We start from the raw sequence: 20723 nt of genomic DNA, 5'->3' as shown, positions 1-20723 counted from the left end.
TATATCTAATCCGATCGTTATAGTTTTCATATGGACCTACCCTCAGTTAGATGATTGTGTTTAATATTCATCTTGGCGCATTGCGACGCCGTTTAGAAGGGTGGGTCCATTTCATTATTCCCTATAGCGAGGTATGAGCGTAGTAGGGAATCTCTCGCGTTTACCGTTGGTGTATATATTGAAAGGCAGATTCCAGATATCTCGTCCCTCGATTCTGGAATGACGATCTAATGAATAGATACGGGATGCGAGTAAACGGGTAACAAAAGCTCGCCCTCTGTTGCCTACGTTTGCTATTAAGGGGGCGCTTACTCAAGTCTAAAGACTCTTTTCGCATCTCGTATCTCGTTACTCGCATCTTTTTTATAGCGTGATAGGGAATCTGCTTACTTATAGTTTCTATGAATTAATTGGCGTTGTTATGAAACTAATTTTCCATAGGATCATTTACACAATCTTAGTTTGCGATAACTGGATTACCTAGTTGAGCGGTTTATAGATTAAAATTTTCTTACAAATCTTATCGATTTTTTTTAATCAACCACTTTAATAAGGTAAATTCGCAATGTCGACCAAACTAGCTAACCCAGCGCCACTAGGCTTAATGGGTTTCGGTATGACCACTATTCTTCTTAATATCCACAACGCAGGTTTCTTCCCAATGGATTCAATGATCCTTGCGATGGGTATTTTTTACGGTGGTTTGAGCCAAGTTATCGTGGGCACAATGTGTTTCAAACGTGGTGACACGTTCGGTACAACCGCATTTACTTCTTACGGCCTATTCTGGTTGTCTTTGGTTGGTTTGATTGTAATGCCTTACATGGGTCTACCAGCAAGCCCAGCTGCATTCATGGGTTGGTACCTACTATTATGGGGCATCTTCACAGGCTTCATGTTCATTGGTTCTCTATGCTACCCAGTAGCGAAGCAAGTAGTATTCGGTTCACTCACTATCTTGTTCTTCCTACTTGCAGCTCGTGATTTCACTGGCAGCGAACTAATCGGCACTATCGCTGGTTTTGAAGGTATCTTCTGTGGCGCTTCAGCTATCTACTTTGCTATGGCACAAGTCATCAACAACGAATACGGCCGCACAGTACTGCCTGTTGGTGAGAAGAAAGCACCGCAAATGGCAACACAAGAAATCGCTGCTTAATACTCTAACTTGGGAACAGTTAGTTTGTTATAAGCCGTTTATTGGTTATGAATAAAACAAAAGGGGTTAGCCGAAATGGCTAACCCCTTTTTTATGCGTTATTAATAGCGCTATTTGTTAAGGTAATCTTAAGCTGAAGGCTGCTCTACAGGTTTAGTGTCTGCAGCTTCTGCTTCAGGAGACTTACCTGTTTTACGCTTGTACTTCTCTTCCCAGTAAGTAGCACCTTTAATGCCTAGTTTTACAGGGTTGAATGTGTACTCAGTCACACCTTGTTTCTGCTGTTCTTCGTAGTCTGCTAGAGCTTTAAGCGCAGGCTTAGACATGAAGAAGATGATCAGAATACCTACGATGTTTAACCATGCCATCAAGCCAACACCAACATCACCCATTGCCCATGCAAGGTTAGCTGTTTTGACTGTGCCATAGAAAACTGCAGTGATAAGAACAAGCTTAAGTACGAACATCATGCCAGGGATCTTGATGGTACGACGTAGGTAAGCAATATTCGTTTCAGCGATGTAGTAGTAAGCAAGAATCGTTGTAAATGCGAAGAAGAACAGAGCAAATGCGATGAATGGCTTACCAATGCCTGGTAGTGCACTTTCAATAGCAAGCTGTGTAAATACAGGACCATTCGCACCAATGTTTGCTGCTAGGTTCTGAACAAGGAACACGCCTTCAGCGCCGCCGTGAACGTTGTAAGCACCAGTGATGATGATCATGAACGCTGTAGCAGAACATACTAGAAGAGTATCGATGTAGATAGAGAACGCTTGTACCAAACCTTGCTGAGCTGGGTGATCGACATTTGCCGCAGCTGCCGCGTGAGGACCAGTACCTTGACCCGCTTCGTTTGAGTAAACACCACGCTTAACACCCCAACCAATTGCAGCACCAAAGCCCGCCATAGGTGTGAATGCATCGCCAAGAATCATTCCGAAAACAGCTGGCACTTGGCCGATGTTTAGCAAGATGATAACGAACGCGATAATGATGTAAGCCAATGCCATGAATGGAACAACAATTTGTGTGAAGTTCGCAATACGTTTAACACCACCAAAGATGATGAAAGCAAGGATGATAGCAACAACAGTACCAGTGAAAATTTTTGCGAAACTGAATGTACCGATAGCTGTTTCAATCATGTCGCCTGAGCCAAATGCAGCTTCTACAGCATTACCAATACTGTTTGACTGAACACCTGGAAGCAAAATACCACATGCAAAAATAGTCGAGATAGCGAAGATCCATGCGTACCACTTCTGACCCATTGCCTTTTCAATGTAGTAAGCCGGACCGCCACGGAACTGGCCTTCGTCTTCTTCTTTGTAGATTTGCGCTAGCGTAGATTCTGCGTAAGCAGTCGCGGCGCCAAAGAAGGCTACAACCCACATCCAAAATACTGCACCTGGGCCACCGAAACCGATAGCGGCAGCAACACCAGCAATGTTACCTGTACCTACACGGCCAGATAGCGAAACGGCAAGAGCTTGGAAAGACGAGATGCCTTTTGCAGAGCTTTTACCTGATAGTAGCAAGCGCCACATTTCAAAGAAGTGACGGATTTGAACAAATCGAGTCATGATGGAGTAGAACAAACCTGCACCTAAACATAGGTAGATAAGTACTGGGCTCCAGATTATTCCATTCAAAAAATCAACGAATGACTGCATGAGTATTTTCCCTGTTAGTTTTACTTATGATTGTTTTTCGAACAACACAATACTTCACTTGTAACCCAAGTGTTAAATTATTTAACTGCGCATTAGGATTACTGTGACATAAAGCAAGTTACAGAGGGGGTTTGTTAACGCTTAGTTCTAATTCGATAATCGTTCCATTTAATTTCATATGCAACTGTATGTGTTCATTGGCGTTTTGCAGAGTGAATAAATAGTGATTAATACAAAAATAGAAATTTTAGCCATGCAGAAGAGACAAATTCGAGAAAAACAGCGGTTAAAATCGCTTAGCATGAACGGCTGATATATGAGTGGTGAGATGGATTTGATTGAAATATATCACCTGCATAGAGTGATCTCGCAGGCCTAAGAAACTGCGTATTTGAAGGCTCGAGAATTCTGGCCTTCATGTTTACTGAGTGAAAGTGGCTAGTTTGATGCGTGTTTCAAACAACCACAAACCCTCGCTCCTCTAGTTCTTGAGCGAACTCAGACTGAGTATTTGGCTCACCGTGAATCAAATGCACCTCTTTCGGTGGTGTCGCGATGCCTTCTATAAATCGGTAGAGATCCTCTTTATCGGCATGAGCCGAGTAGCCAGACATGCCATGAATTTGAGCATTGACCTCAACGTCTTTTTTATCAATAGAAACCTGCATTTCGCCTTGTTGCAGTTCTCGCCCGAGCGTTCCGTGCGCTTGATAGCCCGCTAAAACCACATCGGTTCGTTTATCGGGAAGCAAGGCTGATAAGTAGTTCATTATCCTGCCGCCCTGACACATTCCAGAAGCTGCGACCACAATGGCGGGTTCACCTGTCGACTTAAGGCGATTAACAATTTTCTTGTGCATTCTATGCCCATCAACAGTAATGCATTGTTCAAAAGCAAGTGGGTGACGTTTCACTTCAAGGCGCTGTTTGGCTTCTTGACCCCATAACTCTTTAAAGCGTCGGTATGAACGCGTCACTTTCTGAGCCATAGGTGAGTCGAGAATAATAGGAATATCGCTGCTGAGTTGATGCTCAAAGATCAGATTTTCGATATCAAACAGCAGTTCTTGTGTTCTGCCGATGCTAAAAGCCGGAATTAAAATAACGCCACCATCAAGCAGCGAACGATCAATGATCGCCTTTAAGCGCTCCGATCGCGTTGCAATATCGTCATGTGTACTGGTGCCGTAAGTCGATTCGATAAATAGGTAATCGGCTTGTTGTGGTGGTTTCGGATCCGGCAGCAATGGTGTGTTACTTGGGCCCAAGTCGCCTGAAAAGACCACCACCTCTTGGTTTGGTAATTTAAGCTCAATATAGGCGGAACCTAAGATATGCCCAGCAGGTTGAAAACGAGCATATAGAGTATTTGGCCTATGATGATCCTTTCCGTCGTTTTGCTGTTTAGAGACAATTGGAAACCACTCCCCATAAGGCTTAGGAGCAATCAACGAATGAATTTTTTTAAGGATGAGTTTGGATTGTTTATGACTGAGCCCTTGCAGTTTTAGGCCGTCTTCAATCATTAAAGGGGCGAGTTCAGCCGTCGCCTGAGTGCAATAAATTGGTTGGTTAAAGCCACTGGCGAGTAACCAAGGTAATCGGCCAATATGATCAATGTGGGTATGGGTCAGCAGCAGAGCGTTGAGGTGGGAAGTTTCAAATTCAATATCAAGAGAACGTGCATCCGAACCTTGGGACTCTTTACCTTGAAACAAGCCACAATCGATGAGCACCGCTTGGCCTGAATCTCTTAGTTCGTGACAAGATCCTGTGACAGTATGTTTTCCGCCATGGTGAATCACTTCCATCGTTTACTCCCATTGCACTTTAAAGCCATTAACGCCTGTTTTTATTTTGCGGATAAGCGCCGGCATGTAAAACAAGAACAATGAGAGTTGCGATCGTTGAGTGTCTTTTTAAGTAACTGAGCGATGACTCAGTGTATTCGTTGCGAGTTAGCTCTTGTTCCTTCTGTGACTACCTTGTTAGCGCGTAGAAGAACGGTCTGAATCCAGCTCTGGATTTTGTTGAGCCTCTATACGAGCCACTTCGGCATCAAGCTCTGCTATTTTTTCAGCCATAATTGCGTGACAGCGATTGGCTAGTTCTCTAGCGTCGCTGATCTTGTATCCAGACACATCGATAGGTTCAAGCATCTCGGTGATCACAATGCCATTATTAACTCGGTTGAGGTCAATCTTATTGTGTGTGGTGCTGGTACACATCGGGGTGATAGGTACGCCAGCTTCAATCGCCATTCGAAAAGCGCCCGTTTTGAATGGCAGTAGTCCACGCCCTTTACTGCGCGTTCCTTCAGGGTAAACCCAAACAGACAGATCTCGCTGATGAATCGCTTCCGCCACTTGCTTGATGGTATCGCGTGCTTTGGATTTATCTTCGCGGTTAATCATGATGTTACCGGTGATCCAATACAGCAGGCCAAAGAAAGGCACATACAACAAATCACGCTTGCCTAAAGAAACGGTACGAGGCCTTAGCATTCCTGGGTCGGTCACAAAGTCTAATATGCTTTGGTGGTTGGATATGTATACGCTTTTTTCTGACGTTGGCGCATTGTCTAGGCCACGCTGCACCAGTTTCACACCGACGATCTTTTGTAGTTGATTGAACCAACGGCAGAAAACGTACACATGCTTAGGGTTCTTGGGGCTAAACAAGCAGTAAACAAAAGCACAGAGGGTGGTGAAAATAATAAACACCGTAGCCAAAATAATACGAAGAACAGCAAGCACAATTCACTCCTTACTCACCGCAAGATTACAGTGATTAAATAGTTTTAGATGCTTGAAGTTTTCACTCTATTTAACCGAATTGCAACAATTAACTGTTATAGGGGGCTTTTTTTAGATCTTTATATAAAACAAGGACTAACAATGGGTGTTTGACACGATCATCGAGCTTACACGTGTTCACCAGTAGGTAGGCATGTTCACCAATACTGTTTATTTGGATCCGACTTTTCTACCCATTCAGGATCTTGACGTGACTCTAAATAGAGTTGTAGGCCGTTATAGGACATGAAAGCTGCAGGGCCACCAAGATGCTCGAAATAGTCAAAATAATCATCTTCGAGTGAACAAAGGTGAGCTAAATCTTTAACGTTATTCATCATTGCCCATTGAATGGCAAATACAGGCGCTATTGAGCCAGAGATACTCACTTCTTCGACATTCGGGTTGAACAGTGAGTTGGCTTGTTCAAGCAGTATCTCTTCTTGTTCAGACTCTTGCTGTAACACCTCTTCGATGATCTCTGAGCGTTTGGTATTCGAGACATTCTTGTTTAGCTTGGCGATTCGTAGTGCGTAGTTAAAACGGTCTGTTGAAACTATGTCGACAAGTTGCGATAGCAGCTCTTTGTCTACGCCCGCAGCCTTAGTGAAATAATCGATACATGAATTGATTGAAGCATAGCGAGTACCGTCGAATTCAAAGCCACTGGTTTCGTCGTAGACCTCTATTACAATGTCATCAACCGACAAAGGCCAACCTTTATAGTCGATTCGCTGTTTGGCTATTTGATACATCTTCCAAGCACTGCGCCCAAACCCGCCAAGTGTCGAGCCCGAGAAATCTGAATCAATAAGCTCTTGCTCCGTCCAGTTCTCACCGATGCCTAGGTGCTTTGCGTACTTATCGATGAGTGCGTGTTTTATCTGATCGCGCACCGCCCAAATTGAGGTTAGATCCTTTGCATACCTAACACCCGCGCACTCCTTACAAGCCGGCAGTGCAATCGGTGAATAGTCTATCTTGGCAATAGCCTGTGCAGTCTTAGGGAATTCAACAACTTCATTGGAAGGTTCACCACAAAACCAACAGGTGTGGCGCAGGTTGAACGGGGTATCTATATGTGAGTATGTGGTCATTAGTCTTTTGTCGGCTAGGTGCTTGAGGTTGGTTTAATTATCAAAACAATTATCCCTGTTCGGGCTGGTCATTGCACGCTGTTAATGGGTCTTCTGACTATATTTACCCAACGACAATAATAAAATCAACGCAAGTCGGAGGCTGTGTATGTTGTTTATTCTCGCTTTGCTCTGCATTTTTCTGGTGGGATACCTCGCCCAAACTACCGGCCTTTGCATGGTTCGGGGCGTTAAAGAGGCGACAAGCGGATCACCAATGTTGATTGTCGCGATTGTGTTTAGTGGCTCATTGGCTTGGGTGTTTATGGCATTAGGTTCGGCTGTGGAAGGACGAGCTTTATCTTCTGCGTTTTGGCCGAGTCTGTTTTCATTGTTCGGCGGTTTTCTGTTTGGTATCGGAGCGGCGATTAATAGTGGTTGTGGGGTGTCGACGGTGAGTCGTTTAGCTCGTGGTGAAGTGGTTATGTTGGCGACCATATTAGGGTGGTTCGTTGCTTGGCTGTTGTTTGCTCCAGTGTTGCCTACGGAGTTAAAAGGATCTCGGTTGGTTTTATCTGATTTTTCTCGTTATGCATTCCTTGGGATCATTTCGTTCATTATTGTGGTGAGTTGCTACTTCATGAATGCGATAAATCGCAAGTTATGGTTCTCAATGTTGGGGATTGGGTTAATGGCAGGCTTTGTTTTCTTGTATGAACCGCACTGGACGCCAAGTGGCTTATTGAAATCGATGGGGACTTCACTCTGGCATGGAAGAGCGGAAGATTGGCCAAGCAGTGAGCGCTTTATATTGATGATCTCGCTGTTAGTTGGAATGGTTAGCGCCGCGTTATTTACTGGATCCTTTTCTTTGAGGTTGAGCTCTATACGTCGATTGGGCAAACACTTAGTTGCGGGGGTGCTTATGGGATTTGGAGCCGTAATGGCCGGTGGCGGGAACGATACTCAGCTGTTAGTGGCGATGCCAGTGCTGTCGTTGGCGGGTGTTTTTTCTGTGTTGAGTATCATTGTGGGTATATATACCGGAGTTAAGTTGATTCAAAGCCGATAGTTAGCGACAGTACGTAAATAGCATGAGCACGTAATTTGAGAACACAATGAAATACATCGGAATTGATGGCTGCAAGGCGGGTTGGATCGCTTGGATTGTCTCTGGCAATGAGATACCTACGTTTAAAGTGGTAAACACGCTCGATGAGTTGGTTGATGATCTTACGGGATCAACAACGTTAATCGACATGCCTATTGGCTTTAGCGATTCGCTTACTCCAGATAGATTATGCGATAAAGCAGCAAGACGTTTTCTAACCAGCAAGCGTGGCTCTTCGGTTTTTCCTGTTCCGTGCCGAGAGGCGGTTTACCAAACCGATTACATTGCGGCGTGCAGTGCTAATGTTGAGCAGCTTGATAAGAAGTTTTCTAAGCAGACTTGGGGAATTGTGCCCAAGATCCGTGAGCTTGATGAACTCATTGAATGTCATCCCAATCTTTCTATCAGGGAATCACATCCTGAGGTGGTGTTTGCAGCTTTGAAAGGCGAACCGCTGACCTTTCAAAACGAACACAAGAAGGTAAAGAGGAACGGCTTTCTATTATTCAGCAACTCGCCTCTCAATGGTGTGTCGGCTTGGCGTTGGCCATTTCAAACACCAAGCGTAAAGACGTCGCGATAGACGATATTTACGATGCGTTCGTACTTATGTTGGTTGCCTATTACGCTCCGCAATTATCGACCTTACCTGAGCCTTCTGATGTTGGTGGAGAAGCGGATGTCGACCAGAACGGACGAGTTCGAGAGATTGTTTATTGGAACAAAACGCGCTAACAAAGCGTGCGCTCAACTTGGCTTAATATGCTATTTTCCAACTTATGTTATTTTCCAACTCTGCTACTTTTCACTCTTACTATTTTTGAGTCTTTGATATGAAACGTTTTATTGTCGGCTGGCTGGCCACTGTGCTCAGTGCTGCGAGTTATGCTCAAGTTGCTCCTATATCTCAATGGCAATGCGACATGATGAAAAAGAACAATGTCTTGAGTAGTGGTGCGCCTGTTGGTTGTGAGCGACTATCCAAAGTGGATTTCGATTTCATTAATTTCAAAGGGGAAACGCAACAGGGCAATATGATCGTGCTTGATGTGGTTGCACCTGCTGTTGAACAAATCTTTTCAGAACTCAAACAGCGTAATTTCCCTCTTCATTCTGCTCGCCTTATGCGTGAATTCAGAGGTGACGATAACGCCTCAATGGACGCGAACAACAGCAGTGCGTTTAACGCTCGTCCTATTACAGGAGGAGGAGGTTGGTCGAAGCATGCCTATGGTGTGGCGATAGACATCAACCCAGTTCAAAACCCTTTTTTAGAGTTTGATAGCAACGGAAGAATCACGGTAAAGCCTTCACAATCTGCGACTCGCTATGTGAACCGTACTCGTTTTCGCGCGCGTGATGAAATAGAACGTAGTGGCATGGCAGAAGATGTGGTGGAGCTTTTCGCCCATCACGGATTTATGATCTGGGGAGGGGATTGGAATAGCCCAATCGATACTCAGCATTTTGAGGTCGGCTCAAGAAAATTCGTTAACCAGCTGCTTTCTAAACCACAACCTGAAGCCAAGGTGTTATTTGAGCGTTACGTCGAATCTTATCGACAGTGCTATCTCAAAAATAAAGGTGAGGACGCAGAAAAAGCTCGGGCTATCTGTGCAAAGAAAACAGTCGGGACTTTTTAGTGCTATGTTTATCTAGAACCGTTTGTGTTTTAGCAAGTTAAACTCGCTTCAGGTGTGTTTTGAATAGCTAAGGTCAGCGCTCGTCGTTGGCCTTTTTTGTATTCATTTCTCCAATAGAACACCGAGCATTGAAAAGGTTATTGGGTATCCATTAGTCAATAATCGATAAGCGAATGCAGCGCAAAGTCATCGGTTTGTCATTGAAAAACTCATAGCGTTAACGTTATGTGAGAACCATTACTGGTGGGGGAACTCTTCGCTGAAACGCCAGTATTATTAGTGAACTGATCACAACGGACCAACTAATGAAAAAGATACCTTTGGCTCTAACTCTTTTAAGCACTCTACTTTTTTCACAATATACTTTGGCTACTGATACTTCACCTACCACTCAAAACCCGACTTACGAACTCGATGGTAAGGCGGTATTAGGCCGTACTGAGAATGTATACCTCTCTAGCGTTCAAGGGCTAAAAGACGTTCCTTTCATTGGCAAAATCGACACTGGTGCAGAAACCACTTCTATGCATGCGGAAGATATTCATGTGAAGAGCACGAATGCCGATTATAAGAATCTTAAAGACAAAGAGTTGATGGCGGCGTTAACCGAAGACTTGTTGAATAATTCCGATGTTGATTACGATGATTGGGATGGCAGCACCTTTGCGAAATATGAAGCTGTGGTGTCTTTTAAGGTTCAAAACCCGCGCACGGGAGACATGGTATTAATCGAAGCGCCTTTAGAGCGTGTCAGCATGATACGCAGTCGCACTAGCAGCACACCTTTACTTCGTCCTACCGTAAAAATGTCGCTCACCATTGCGGATCAAGAATTAAAAACAGACGTTAACCTGACGGACAGAAGTCACTTCTCTGCGCCAGTGCTGATCGGCAAAACCTTTCTTGCTGACAACGCCTTAGTGTTTGCAGGCTACGACTATTTGCAAGAGCAGGAAAACGCGACGGTTGTTGGCCGAAAAGAGGTGGTGTCTATCTCTGGAATGGCGATGAACGCGACCTTCTCATTAAAAAATCGCTACAGCATCCTTCATGCAAAAGACATCGATATAGATAAGAAGAACAGTGAAGTGACGTTTGATATGTTCGACAACGATGGCAAACAGAAAGAGATGACACTGCCATTAGTTCGTATGTTAAGCGTGAGTGGTAAGAAAAGACCTTTGGTGTATGTGCCAGTTCAACTCGATGAAAACACAATCAAAGACGTTCTGGTGTACCTACGTGAGCGCTCGAGTAGTGAGTCGCAGTTGAGATTTGGTACCAGTACCGCCAGTGAACTTTTCATGATTGACACCAATGCAGAAAATATTCTTTCTGAAGGTTCAGAGAGCTTTAGTGATGTTGCTAAAAAGAGTGAACCTTTGGTTATTTCTCCAGAAGAGGACATCACCCTTGATGACTTCCCTCTAAAGGCCGTTGCCTCATTCACTGTCAACACGCCTTTGTTGAAGGTCGACAGTTTTGAAATGACAGGTAAAGGCAAAGATGCCTCCGTTGAATTTTACCTTACGGATGTAAACGGTGAGAAGCAGAAGGTGACCAAGCCAATTATTAAGAAGCTTAAAGTCGGTGATGATACTCGTCCGGTAGTGAGTGGTGAGTTTTTGGGCGCTGGTAAAGTTCGCCAACAAGAGTTTGCTATCGATGTACTTAACAGTAATGAGAAAGAGGCCTACTTTGTTTTAGGTAAGAAGATGGCGAAAGATGGGGTATATGTGAATACTCGATCTGATTATCTTTTGAAATCGGAGCCTTTGTTTAAAGTCGGGCACATCGAGGTTGTTGAAGTCAACGGCATGAAGTTCCCGGCCAAGTTGGATACTGGCGCAGATGTCAGCTCAATGAATGCAGTCAACATCAAACGATTTAAGAAAGACGGCCAAGACATGGTGAGCTTTACCTATCAAAACAACCAAGGCGATAAGCAAGACTTCACTAAGCCAGTGATTGATGTCATGCGCATTAAAGCTAAGAAAGGCGAGAAGGTGAACATTCGCCCTGTCGTCGAAATGAAGGTGAAGTTAGGTGGCTTAGAGAAAGAGGTGAAGGTAAACCTTCAAGATCGATCTCGCTTTGAGTACAGCATGATCCTAGGTAAGAACTTCCTGAAGCACGGCGCGGTAGTGAGTAGCGATGAAGATTACTTACTGGGCGATATGGAGTAACACCTAAACTTATCTAAGTTCGTTCTAGAACAGTTTTAAACAGCCACACATTTCAGCAACGGGATGTGTGGTTTTTATTGAGTGTCTGGTTTTATTGTTGACGTGCTAAAGGTAAGTCATTGTTAAAAAGAAACTTTCCTTGTTATGGCAAGTGAAATAAAGATAAAAAAAGGGCCAACTCTTTCGAGTTGGCCCTTTCTAAACGTTTGGTGGAGCATTTAGAAAAGCAAACCGATGGCTCTATCCCTTGCTGTATAAGGCTTTATGGCTTCTGAAATATAGCGTGGGAATAAACTGGGGAATACGTGATTTTATGTCTGTTTTTGTTATATATATCACGTTTTTCTCGCTATTTTATGTCAGTTCAATTTCGAGTTAGGAAACTGAACCCGCAGCCAATACTTACCAAGTAGAGCACACAAAGAGCTGCTGCTCTTTGTGCTTTCTATAATTTACAGTTACAGCTCAATTTCAGTAATGAGTGGTGCTTGCTCAAGGAAGTGCTCACACCTATTTATAACTACCTTACGGTATTTTTCTAGATAGATTAACTGTGAATCTGAGTTTGGAGTAACGAGAGATATCGCCTCATCAATATGGCTTATAATGCCATTCGCTACTTTGGTTAGACTTTGCTGAAGCAACTTAGGTGAAATATCACAATCGTCTGCAAACTCAATCAATTGGTAAGCATTGATTGAGTCTGAGTCAAACTCGTCTCCAATTGCCATTGCTAGATCTTGCTCAAATTCAGGGTACATACGCACATTAACGAGATCGTAGAGTGGTGTTGGTATTAAGCCTGCACTTTGGACAAAGAAACTGAAGTTTTTACCATGAGCGTCTGCGTTATAAATACACAGGTTGAATAATGCCCAATTCAATATAGTTAGCTTTGCTGATAATGGATTCGTGCATAGATCTGTAACTGAGAAGAGCCTACTGAAACTGACACCGTCACGGATATGGCTAACATCTCTTTGCTTACCTAAATTTCGCTCATACTTTCTGTCTACACCTAAGTTGCAGGCTTGGCAGGCATCGATCATGTGTCGTCTTTTTACACTTGTAGAGTTAAATAACTTGCGGTCGAATCTTTCTACAATCAGTGCAGGGAACTGATCAAAATATCGTAACTCCACCTCAGCAACCTCCAGACCAATTAGCTTTGCTAGCTTCATTGTTACAAACTCATTTATGACGAGATGTTGTTGGTCATTTTTCTCGAATTTAATGATATGAGTTGAGCATAGTTCGCCTTCACCAAACCCTAAGGTTTCATTGATGGACAACATGTTTAGCTTAGACTGAACCCCTGCTACTGAGAGCCTAGGCTTTCCTTCCCAGACTTCCAAATGCCAGAGTTCAGGGTCAGAGAGCTTTTTGATTAATTCACTATCGCTGATTGGTTTGAAAGAAGTTTCAGTTTCATCTGAAGACACCCCTTCGGGGAGAAACATCATGGCACCTGATGTATCAGAGCCAATGCCTCCAACTTGTGCAAATACATTTGAACGTGACACGCCCAGAAAGTCGATTAAGTAATCTAACCCTTTATTCTCAGGAAGTAAGTTTTGTAAGAATCTCCTGATATTTATTGATGGGATATCTGCGCAAAATGGTAAGTGTGGAGATATAGGAAATCCGTTATTCAGCCAATCTTGTGAGTAGGTGATAGAGAGATCATCACTTTCTTTATTCAGTGATAATTTACCGATGACTTGTTGGCTGTAGACAATATCAAGAGTGTATTGGTTAGACCCAGACATCATTGTCACTCTCCTGCGCTGAAGTACTAGAGTCTTGCCAAGGCATTATCGATATCTTTATTCCGAGAGCAGAAACAACCTTCATAAGAGATGTCAATTTAATATCAGAGCTGCCTTGCTCAATCTTTATGTAAGTTTGTTTCGACACGCCAGAAAGCAGTGCAGCATCATGCTGGGTTACTTTACTTTGAGTTCTTTTAGCTCTTACTACTTCACCAAGCAGTGTTGGTGTGAAGGCTTGACTGAGATCTGGTGATGCTATTGCCTTTACTTTTTTAGCCATAAATCCCCACTTAACGATACATTAAAGTCCTCTAAAGTAGACCTTTAGGTTTTTTGGATAGTGATCTTATATAAAAGTCCACTGTAGTTAACTTTTTCTTTTAACGGATCGGATTAACCTTAAAAGTCTATTATAGTGTTCTTTTATGCCTTAGTCTGAACTATATCATTAAAAGTCTAGTTTAGAGTACTTTATGTATTATGTGAGTAGTAGAGAACTCAAAGCCATAGGCTTTGAGATTTTTAAAGGGTAATCAAACCTCGGCTCGATCTGTTAGGTGGTCATTCAAGTATTGTGTGTAATACAAAGGCATCACAATATGTTCTTGTTCTAATGCGCTTGAGCCTTGTGTACCCGTTAGTTTGATGGTTTTATGCGGCTTACACTTAGTAATGTAAGATTGAAGTGATTTTGCACGAGTTCTTTTACCGCTCTTAACCTCTATAGGAACAATACGCCCGAGATCATCAGCAATTACAAACTCAATCTCAGCTCTAGCGTCTCCCCATGAGAAGGTAGGATCATAACCCAGAGCAGTGAGTTCTTGCTGAACGAAGTTTTCAGCCACATACCCCTTATACTCGTAACCTTGCTGCTTTATTTCACGATAACTTGTCGCAAGCATATGGTTAAGTAAACCAACATCAAACAGAAATAATTTTATCGCATTCTCTTTTTGATAGGCGGATAGAGGTGATCTAGGTTGTCCATCAATAGGGTAGTTCTTCAAGGCTAGCCTGCACTTGTGTAGCCATGTGATAGCACTTTCGTATTCAGCATAGCGAGATTTCCGCTGATGAACGCCTTTAAACTTGAAACGTTTTACGGAGTCATCAAATACAGACGATAGCTGTGAAGGGATGCTAGTAAATACGGACTCAATCAGTGTGGCATCGACTTTGTCCGAGTATTTTCCAAAGTCACGTAAGTAGCCTTGAATCAAGTTACTTTGAACATCTGAAACAAGGGTTGTGCGTTCAATGATGCTTCTATCTGATTGATCGAACCAAGCAGCAACAGCCTCAGGCATGCCTCCAACAAAGTAGTAATCTGTGAGCATGTCGAACAGTTTTTTATGGGCAACTTCTGAGTTCATCTTTTGTTCAAATGCTTTGATGATTAGCTGATCTCCACTTGCCCAAAGAAACTCTTTAAACGTTAATGGTCTTAAGTTGTGTTGTTCAACTTTACCTACGGGAAATGAAGTTAACAAACCAATGTTAGAGCCACTTGCGGCAATGTATGCTTGCGGAGCTTTCTCTGCAAAATACTTCAAGGCAGTGACCGCTTTTGGACACTCACCGATCTCATCAAGGATCAGAAGATCGGCATCAAGGTTAAAAACCTCACCTGTTAATAGCTCAATATTGGTAATGATCTCGTCAGGGGTTAGGGAGTTAGAAAAGGCATCTTTGAATTGTGGATCTTCTAAGAAATCAATACGTACAACTTTTTCAAAAGTTTGACCTAGTAACTCCTGAAGAAGATAGGTCTTACCTGTTTGTCGAGCGCCATCGATCAAAAGTGGTTTTCTTGATGGCTTCTCTTTCCATTCTAGTAGTTTATTTAAGATTTCTCTTTTCATACGTATTGTTCACCTCTAACTATATATTAGTACCATATCACAATAGTGCGCCAGTTTGTGTATCGGTAATGATATTTAATGCGCATAAAAGTGATGAGTATAAACACTTTTACGCGCATAAAAATGTGACTGGGTGGTTGATGAACATGCCTAGTAACGGTATTATTAAATATGATTCATAGAAAATGATAGGTTTACCGTGTTCAGTGATGAAAAATTAGCAGAGCTTATATGCTATGAAGAAATGCTCATGGAAGGGCTAGATAAGAGTTTCTGGCGTTTGATAAAGCTCGCTACTCCGCAGATATGGGAACATCAAGATGAAATGTCAGAAGAGTACTCTTGGGTTCTTGGTGTTATGGGGGGGCATTGTGTCTACTTTGATGGTGAAAGGGAAATGTATGTTATCGCTACATTTGATAGTTTTGGTGAAATTGGTGAATCAAAACAAGAGAGTAAAAAGCTGCATCAGCTTATGACAGAGTTGGTGAGATCTCGATTTACACACCCTTAGGCGTATTATGAATATCCAGCAAGTTTTTGAAGAGTTAGAAACAGCGAGTGATTTTGAGTTGTTTCGGCTCAAATCAGCTATAGAAAAAGTCTTAGAAGATCCCGATAGAGCAAGAGCTTTAAAAGCCAAGATGACGGTAGGTATGGAAGTCGAGTACTTTTGTACAGAGCGAAATCATTCTGTGCTTTGTACCATACTGAAAGTTGGTAGAACTCGGGTGGAGATCCGTGAAAAAGAAACGGGGAAAGGTTGGTCATTACCTTTTTACTTTTTAAATCTCGATCACATTGATACTGAGTTAATATCAAATAAAGCTGTAGGTCTGTCGAAAGCAGAGTTGTCAATTGGGCAAACTGTTGGTTTTGTTAGTAACAAGGATAACCAAGAGTATATTGGACAAGTTTCTAAACTAAATCCTAAGAGAGTGGTTGTATTGGTTGGCAATACCGCTTGGACAGTACCTTACTCAATGCTATTTCCCGTGCTAGATTCAGAAGCTGGTCAGGTACAACAGACATTGATACTTGCAGATAAATAGACCCATCAAAGCCTATTGGCTTTGATTTCTAAATATATAGGGTGCGAAGATCATGGATGAACTTGAATCCGTCAATCATAGGATTTCTGAGTTAAAAACAGAACTATGTAAGCTTGAAAAAAGACGAGATGAGTTGCTTTCGCTTTCTTTGCGAACGGATCAAACCACTTTGACTCCTGGGCAAAAAATAAAGCTGTTTCAAAGCTATTTTCGAGGGAACCCTCATTGCTATGCTAATCGTTGGCAAAATGCTTCGGGTCGAAACGGTTATTCGATTGCTTGTGCGAACGAATGGCGTAAAGGTGTATGTGATAAGCCTAAAGTAAAATGCCTGGAGTGCATGCATCAAGCCTTTAAACCCTTAGACCGAGATGCAATATATCGACATTTGACTGGCACGGAAATCATTGGTTTGTATCCGATGTTGTCTGATGGTACATGCTTTGTATTGGCGATAGATTTTGATAAAAGTGACTGGTATCTGGCATCTCAAGCTTATGTTGAAGCATGTGAGTTTTATGAAGTGGATTGCCTGTGGGAACGCTCTCGTTCTGGCAAAGGTGCGCATGTTTGGGTTTTCTTTGAATCAGCAGTCACAGCAAAGGATGCGAGGGAACTTGGCTTTCTTCTTTTAGATAAAGCGATGCAAATTCATAGTGCTTTGTCTTTTGATTCATATGATCGCCTCTTTCCTAATCAAGATACTCTACCTGTTGGCGGTATCGGTAATCTAATCGCTTTACCGTTACAAAAGCAGGCAAGAGTGAATCAAAACTCTGTCTTTTTAGATCGTTCGGGTCAACCGCATCAAGATCAATGGTTAGCATTACAATCAATCAAGAAAGTGTCGGTATCCAAGCTGGATAGTCTGCTCTCCAATGTAGATAGAGAAGTTGGGCATTTAGATGCTAGTGATTTAAAGCCGTGGGAGCGAAATGTACCAATCACTCAAATTGTTGAAGGTTGTCCGTCAGCGATAACTATAGTGTTAGCAAATAGAATCTACATTTCATTATCAAACCTCCCAAATCCATTAATCACAAGGTTGAAAAAGTTAGCCTCATTTTCTAACCCCAAGTTTTTTAAAGCGCAGGGCATGCGTCTTTCAACTAATGGTATAGCTCGCTTTATATGCTTAGCGGAGTTAGATAATGGCTATTTAAGCTTACCTAGAGGCTGCCTTGATGATGTACAGGAAATCTTGACGGATCTGCATATCAAGGTAGATCTTGTTGATAAAAGAACGCTTGGGCAGAAGTTGGAGTTAGTTAACTTTCAGGGTGAGTTACGACAATCACAGCAAAAAGCAGTGGACTCCTTGCTTAAGTTTGATTGTGGTGTGCTACATGCTCCAACTGCTTTCGGTAAGACGGTGACGGCTATCGGTCTGATAGCTCAACGCAAAGTTAATACGCTGATTTTAGTGCATAGCAAGCAACTCGCAGACCAATGGAAGGAGCGTCTAACAGCCTTCGCTGACGGTATTAATATTGGTATTTATACTGGGGCAAGGAAAAAACCAACAACTCAAGTTGATATTGCTACCTATCAAAGCCTGATAAGCCGAAGTGACAATACTGTAAACCCAATGGTTCAGGAGTATGGTCAGATCATTGTTGATGAATGCCATCATTTATCTGCACCGCAATATGAACGCGTGTTGTCAGAGGCTCATGCGAAATATGTCTATGGGGTAAGCGCGACTTTAGAACGTAGAGATGGGCATCAACCCATTATTTTTATGCAATTGGGTAGGGTGAGACACACGATTAAGGTTGATAAAACATCTCAATTCCAACAGATACTGCATTGTAGAAAACTCGCGAATGTACCACCGCTTGTTCTGACTAATGATGAATCAAAGCCACATATATCAGAAATTTATCGTTGGCTTATGGAGAATCCAGAGAGAAACAAGCAAATCTTATCTGATACTCAATCTGAAATCTTGAAAGGTCGAGTGCCTATCATTTTGACTGAACGAAGAGAGCATGCTGCCACTCTCTATAATGCATTAATTGAAGAGGGCGTTAAAGCTCAGCTACTTGTTGGAGCTATGAAGAAAAAGTCTCTGAAACAAGTAATGGACCAGCTCGATTCTGCTCAGGTACTTGTAGCCACAGGAAAATTTGTCGGTGAAGGGTTTGATTTACCGAGACTGGATACATTGATCTTAGCGCTACCTGTATCGTGGAAAGGCTCGCTAATACAGTATGTAGGGCGAATTCAAAGGCAATATCAAGGTAAAATAGAAGTGAAGGTGATTGACTACGTAGATACTAAATTGCCCATGTTACAACGAATGTTTAAGAAGCGAGAGAAAGGTTATAAAGCCCTTGGTTTTGAAGAGGAAGTCCAAGGATGTGGGCATCAGCCTTCATTAGACTTGCCTGTAGATACTGCATCCGAGTAGTTGAGTGAGACTGAAATTACATAAGGGTGGATGCTGTCCATTGTTTGCTTATGAGATCAAACATTGTGATTGCAGTTAAAGTGAAGCTAGACTATTCAGTATGATTGATTAAGGTGTTTTCGATGATGAAACGTAAGCAGTTAAAATATGACATAAAAGAGTTAATGAGAAATACTGATTTTGAAGCGCAACGGAATGATCCGCAATTAAAGTTATGGCAATCAAAAGCACTTTACACTACGCGTCCTCCTGTGAGCGGAAGTTCGAACGGTCAAGAAGCAAAACATGGTAACGGCGAGGTGATCCAAGGATCGCTGTAGTTACTCAAATTTTGTGCTGAAAGATCGAAAGTTCAGTATAATTCATTTAAATTAACGGAACTTCTGATCAATCTCTTCATATCTGCACAGTGCTGGTGCAGAACTACTGAAAGTTTAGTATTAATTAAAGCGACCCTTAGAGCACCCCAACTCGTTACTTACGTGCGCAATGATAGAATACACGTCCCTTAATGATTAGATACGTATCAAGAGTTAGTTTTAGTTGCTTTTGTGAAACCTCCGCCAAGTTGAAATAGACACTCCAGCTAGCTGACAAGCATTTACTTGTGAAAGACCATTTTTGGATATGTACTCGTTTGCCAAAGTACATTTATCAATGGTTTCTTGGGTTTGTTGCTTACCTTTGTATTTACCGTCTTTTTTGGCTTTCTCAATCCCTTCTGCCTGCCTTCTTCTGCGGTCCTCATAGTCCTTTGAAGCAATAACAGCGAGCACATCAAAAAGAAGCTCATTAATTTTCTTGAAGATAATGCTGGTAAGTTCATCAGTGACTGAGTCGCTTTTTTTCAGAAGTTGATAGCTTGTAGGAATATCAAGCGCAACGATAGATACTCCAGATTGAACTAGCTTGTTTTTCAGTCTTTCCCAATCATCAGAAGACAGACGCGTTAATCGATCTAACTGCTCAACAAGGATGGTGTCGCCATCTTTGGCAATGTCGATCATCTGATTCAGAACTGGTCGGTCAAAATCTCGACCAGATGCGTTTTCAACGAAGTACTTATCCACTCTAACCTTTTGCTTATCTGCAAATGTATCGATGTAAGCTCTCGCTCGATTTGTATCTTGTTCTGAAGTTGAAGCTCTCAAATAGCCATAAATCATACCGTCATTACCCGCTAGTTCATTTAGATATCTTTATGAACTATAGTTCATTTAAGTTATATTTAAAAGTAAATGAACTATTAGTTCGTATAGGTTTTGTAGGTATACCCATAAGAACTATTATTTTAAGGTTAAGGGTAAGGTTAAGGTTAAGGTTAAGTTTCAGTGGCTAGAAATACCAAAGCCTGTAGTTAGGCTAAGAACAGCGTTCATGGGGGGAGGGAGTATATCAAAATCCCACCAGTGGGATTCTGGCGTAAAGAAGATGACACGAAAAGGGCGCTGATAACTTGCAGGCTCATATCGCTAAATCATCACTGTGCAGTAACAATAAAGTCTCAACACAATTAGCTTAAATTTTCATTGGTAATGAAACGCTAACTCCCAAAATTCCACGTGTGGAATTCTGGCTTCGGCAATATTACTTCCATCTCAATTTGGTAGGCAGTTGAACAGTGTTCCAAGGAACTTACATATGAATATCAATGTTTATATAGAATAAGCTAAAGAGCCTGCTCTTTAGCATTACTACTTATCAGCTCAGTATGAGTGATGTTTTCTCTGAACTCATACTGACTAGGAACAGTGTTCATAGAGGTATTTAATGTGTGCAGGCTTCAATGTGAAAGAGCTTTTCTGTAGTTTTACTAGCTTGAGTCTTGTTCTAGGGCTTGGTTGCTGTAATCAAGTTGTGTGAAGCTGAAGTATGTCGCTGTTTGAATTGATGATAATTAGATATGACAAGTCATCGAAGTCAACTTAGCCTTTTTTCTTTTTTCTTTTTTCTTTTTTCTTTTTTGCTTTTGATT

The 20723-nt window shown here is 42.2% G+C and carries 16 protein-coding genes and 1 pseudogene; 9 read left to right on the top strand and 8 right to left on the bottom strand.

All coding sequences use genetic code 11. From position 1 onward, the window contains the following. Window positions 1-565 precede the first annotated feature (565 nt). Window positions 566-1159 (top strand): acetate uptake transporter, encoded by a 594-nt coding sequence (locus tag H5300_RS19360; RefSeq protein WP_004735131.1) that lies wholly within the window; start codon window positions 566-568, stop codon window positions 1157-1159. 128 nt (window positions 1160-1287) lie between these two features. On the opposite strand, the gene H5300_RS19355 is transcribed toward H5300_RS19360, so the two are convergent. The 4 genes from H5300_RS19355 to H5300_RS19340 form a co-directional block, all read right to left on the bottom strand. Beyond that, window positions 1288-2835, bottom strand: coding sequence for a sodium:alanine symporter family protein (locus H5300_RS19355; RefSeq protein WP_017084421.1), 1548 nt, complete (start codon window positions 2833-2835; stop codon window positions 1288-1290). Window positions 2836-3290: 455 nt separating this feature from the next. Continuing rightward, the gene (locus tag H5300_RS19350; RefSeq protein ID WP_182796626.1) at window positions 3291-4646 is read right to left on the bottom strand and encodes an MBL fold metallo-hydrolase; all 1356 of its coding nucleotides are present in this window, start codon (window positions 4644-4646) and stop codon (window positions 3291-3293) included. A 177-nt stretch (window positions 4647-4823) separates the two neighbouring features. Beyond that, a complete protein-coding gene (locus H5300_RS19345; RefSeq protein ID WP_065606525.1) occupies window positions 4824-5591 on the bottom strand; it encodes a 1-acylglycerol-3-phosphate O-acyltransferase in 768 nt (255 codons plus the stop codon). A gap of 197 nt (window positions 5592-5788) precedes the next feature. Next, on the bottom strand, window positions 5789-6727 hold the full coding sequence (locus tag H5300_RS19340; RefSeq protein ID WP_182796625.1) for a hypothetical protein: 939 nt from the start codon (window positions 6725-6727) through the stop codon (window positions 5789-5791). A 217-nt stretch (window positions 6728-6944) separates the two neighbouring features. Between H5300_RS19340 and H5300_RS19335 the strand changes: the two genes are divergently transcribed. The 4 genes and pseudogenes from H5300_RS19335 (at window position 6945) to H5300_RS19320 (ending at window position 11646) form a co-directional block, all read left to right on the top strand. After that, window positions 6945-7778, top strand: coding sequence for a YeeE/YedE thiosulfate transporter family protein (locus H5300_RS19335; RefSeq protein WP_372310290.1), 834 nt, complete (start codon window positions 6945-6947; stop codon window positions 7776-7778). Between the two features lie 46 nt (window positions 7779-7824). Next, a pseudogene (locus H5300_RS19330) lies at window positions 7825-8552 on the top strand (DUF429 domain-containing protein). A 98-nt stretch (window positions 8553-8650) separates the two neighbouring features. Then, window positions 8651-9460, top strand: a complete 810-nt coding sequence (locus tag H5300_RS19325; protein ID WP_182796624.1) for a M15 family metallopeptidase — start codon at window positions 8651-8653, stop codon at window positions 9458-9460. A 305-nt stretch (window positions 9461-9765) separates the two neighbouring features. Then, window positions 9766-11646 carry a RimK/LysX family protein gene (locus H5300_RS19320; protein WP_182796623.1) on the top strand — a complete coding sequence of 627 codons (1881 nt, stop codon included), beginning with the start codon at window positions 9766-9768 and terminating at the stop codon, window positions 11644-11646. Between the two features lie 458 nt (window positions 11647-12104). Here H5300_RS19320 and H5300_RS19315 read toward each other — a convergent pair whose 3' ends face one another. From H5300_RS19315 to H5300_RS19305, 3 genes are all read right to left on the bottom strand, one after another. Beyond that, a complete protein-coding gene (locus H5300_RS19315) occupies window positions 12105-13418 on the bottom strand; it encodes a HipA domain-containing protein (protein WP_182796627.1) in 1314 nt (437 codons plus the stop codon). After that, window positions 13402-13698 carry a helix-turn-helix domain-containing protein gene (locus H5300_RS19310; RefSeq protein ID WP_182796622.1) on the bottom strand — a complete coding sequence of 99 codons (297 nt, stop codon included), beginning with the start codon at window positions 13696-13698 and terminating at the stop codon, window positions 13402-13404. Before H5300_RS19310 ends, H5300_RS19315 begins: the two co-directional genes overlap by 17 nt. Before the next feature lie 253 nt (window positions 13699-13951). After that, entirely contained in the window at window positions 13952-15283 is a 1332-nt protein-coding gene (locus H5300_RS19305) for an ATP-binding protein (protein ID WP_182796621.1), read from the bottom strand. Between the two features lie 199 nt (window positions 15284-15482). Here H5300_RS19305 and H5300_RS19300 point away from each other — a divergent pair, with 199 nt between their 5' ends. From H5300_RS19300 to H5300_RS19285, 4 genes are all read left to right on the top strand, one after another. Continuing rightward, window positions 15483-15797: a hypothetical protein gene (locus H5300_RS19300; protein WP_182796620.1), complete on the top strand. Its 315-nt coding sequence runs from the start codon at window positions 15483-15485 to the stop codon at window positions 15795-15797. 7 nt (window positions 15798-15804) lie between these two features. After that, a complete protein-coding gene (locus tag H5300_RS19295; protein ID WP_182796619.1) occupies window positions 15805-16335 on the top strand; it encodes a hypothetical protein in 531 nt (176 codons plus the stop codon). Between the two features lie 52 nt (window positions 16336-16387). Next, window positions 16388-18748: a TOTE conflict system archaeo-eukaryotic primase domain-containing protein gene (locus tag H5300_RS19290; protein WP_182796618.1), complete on the top strand. Its 2361-nt coding sequence runs from the start codon at window positions 16388-16390 to the stop codon at window positions 18746-18748. A gap of 122 nt (window positions 18749-18870) precedes the next feature. Further along, window positions 18871-19068, top strand: coding sequence for a hypothetical protein (locus tag H5300_RS19285; RefSeq protein ID WP_182796617.1), 198 nt, complete (start codon window positions 18871-18873; stop codon window positions 19066-19068). 219 nt (window positions 19069-19287) lie between these two features. Here H5300_RS19285 and H5300_RS19280 read toward each other — a convergent pair whose 3' ends face one another. After that, the gene (locus H5300_RS19280; RefSeq protein WP_182796616.1) at window positions 19288-19914 is read right to left on the bottom strand and encodes a recombinase family protein; all 627 of its coding nucleotides are present in this window, start codon (window positions 19912-19914) and stop codon (window positions 19288-19290) included. Window positions 19915-20723 lie beyond the last annotated feature (809 nt).

This window comes from Vibrio sp. SG41-7 (assembly GCF_014164465.1).
Taxonomy (GTDB): domain Bacteria; phylum Pseudomonadota; class Gammaproteobacteria; order Enterobacterales; family Vibrionaceae; genus Vibrio; species Vibrio splendidus.
The sequence above is the reverse complement of the archived record's forward strand: the minus strand, read 5'-3'. Positions and strand labels throughout refer to the sequence as shown.

Excerpts from the sequence above, each read along its gene's own strand:
- H5300_RS19360 (WP_004735131.1), top strand. The coding sequence starts at position 566 with ATGTCGACCAAACTAGCTAACCCAGCGCCACTAGGCTTAATGGGTTTC.
- H5300_RS19355 (WP_017084421.1), bottom strand. The coding sequence starts at position 2,835 with ATGCAGTCATTCGTTGATTTTTTGAATGGAATAATCTGGAGCCCAGTA.
- H5300_RS19350 (WP_182796626.1), bottom strand. The coding sequence starts at position 4,646 with ATGGAAGTGATTCACCATGGCGGAAAACATACTGTCACAGGATCTTGT.
- H5300_RS19340 (WP_182796625.1), bottom strand. The coding sequence starts at position 6,727 with ATGACCACATACTCACATATAGATACCCCGTTCAACCTGCGCCACACC.
- H5300_RS19335 (WP_372310290.1), top strand. The coding sequence starts at position 6,945 with ATGGTTCGGGGCGTTAAAGAGGCGACAAGCGGATCACCAATGTTGATT.
- H5300_RS19325 (WP_182796624.1), top strand. The coding sequence starts at position 8,651 with ATGAAACGTTTTATTGTCGGCTGGCTGGCCACTGTGCTCAGTGCTGCG.
- H5300_RS19320 (WP_182796623.1), top strand. The coding sequence starts at position 9,766 with ATGAAAAAGATACCTTTGGCTCTAACTCTTTTAAGCACTCTACTTTTT.
- H5300_RS19315 (WP_182796627.1), bottom strand. The coding sequence starts at position 13,418 with ATGATGTCTGGGTCTAACCAATACACTCTTGATATTGTCTACAGCCAA.
- H5300_RS19310 (WP_182796622.1), bottom strand. The coding sequence starts at position 13,698 with ATGGCTAAAAAAGTAAAGGCAATAGCATCACCAGATCTCAGTCAAGCC.
- H5300_RS19305 (WP_182796621.1), bottom strand. The coding sequence starts at position 15,283 with ATGAAAAGAGAAATCTTAAATAAACTACTAGAATGGAAAGAGAAGCCA.
- H5300_RS19295 (WP_182796619.1), top strand. The coding sequence starts at position 15,805 with ATGAATATCCAGCAAGTTTTTGAAGAGTTAGAAACAGCGAGTGATTTT.
- H5300_RS19290 (WP_182796618.1), top strand. The coding sequence starts at position 16,388 with ATGGATGAACTTGAATCCGTCAATCATAGGATTTCTGAGTTAAAAACA.
- H5300_RS19285 (WP_182796617.1), top strand. The coding sequence starts at position 18,871 with ATGATGAAACGTAAGCAGTTAAAATATGACATAAAAGAGTTAATGAGA.
- H5300_RS19280 (WP_182796616.1), bottom strand. The coding sequence starts at position 19,914 with ATGATTTATGGCTATTTGAGAGCTTCAACTTCAGAACAAGATACAAAT.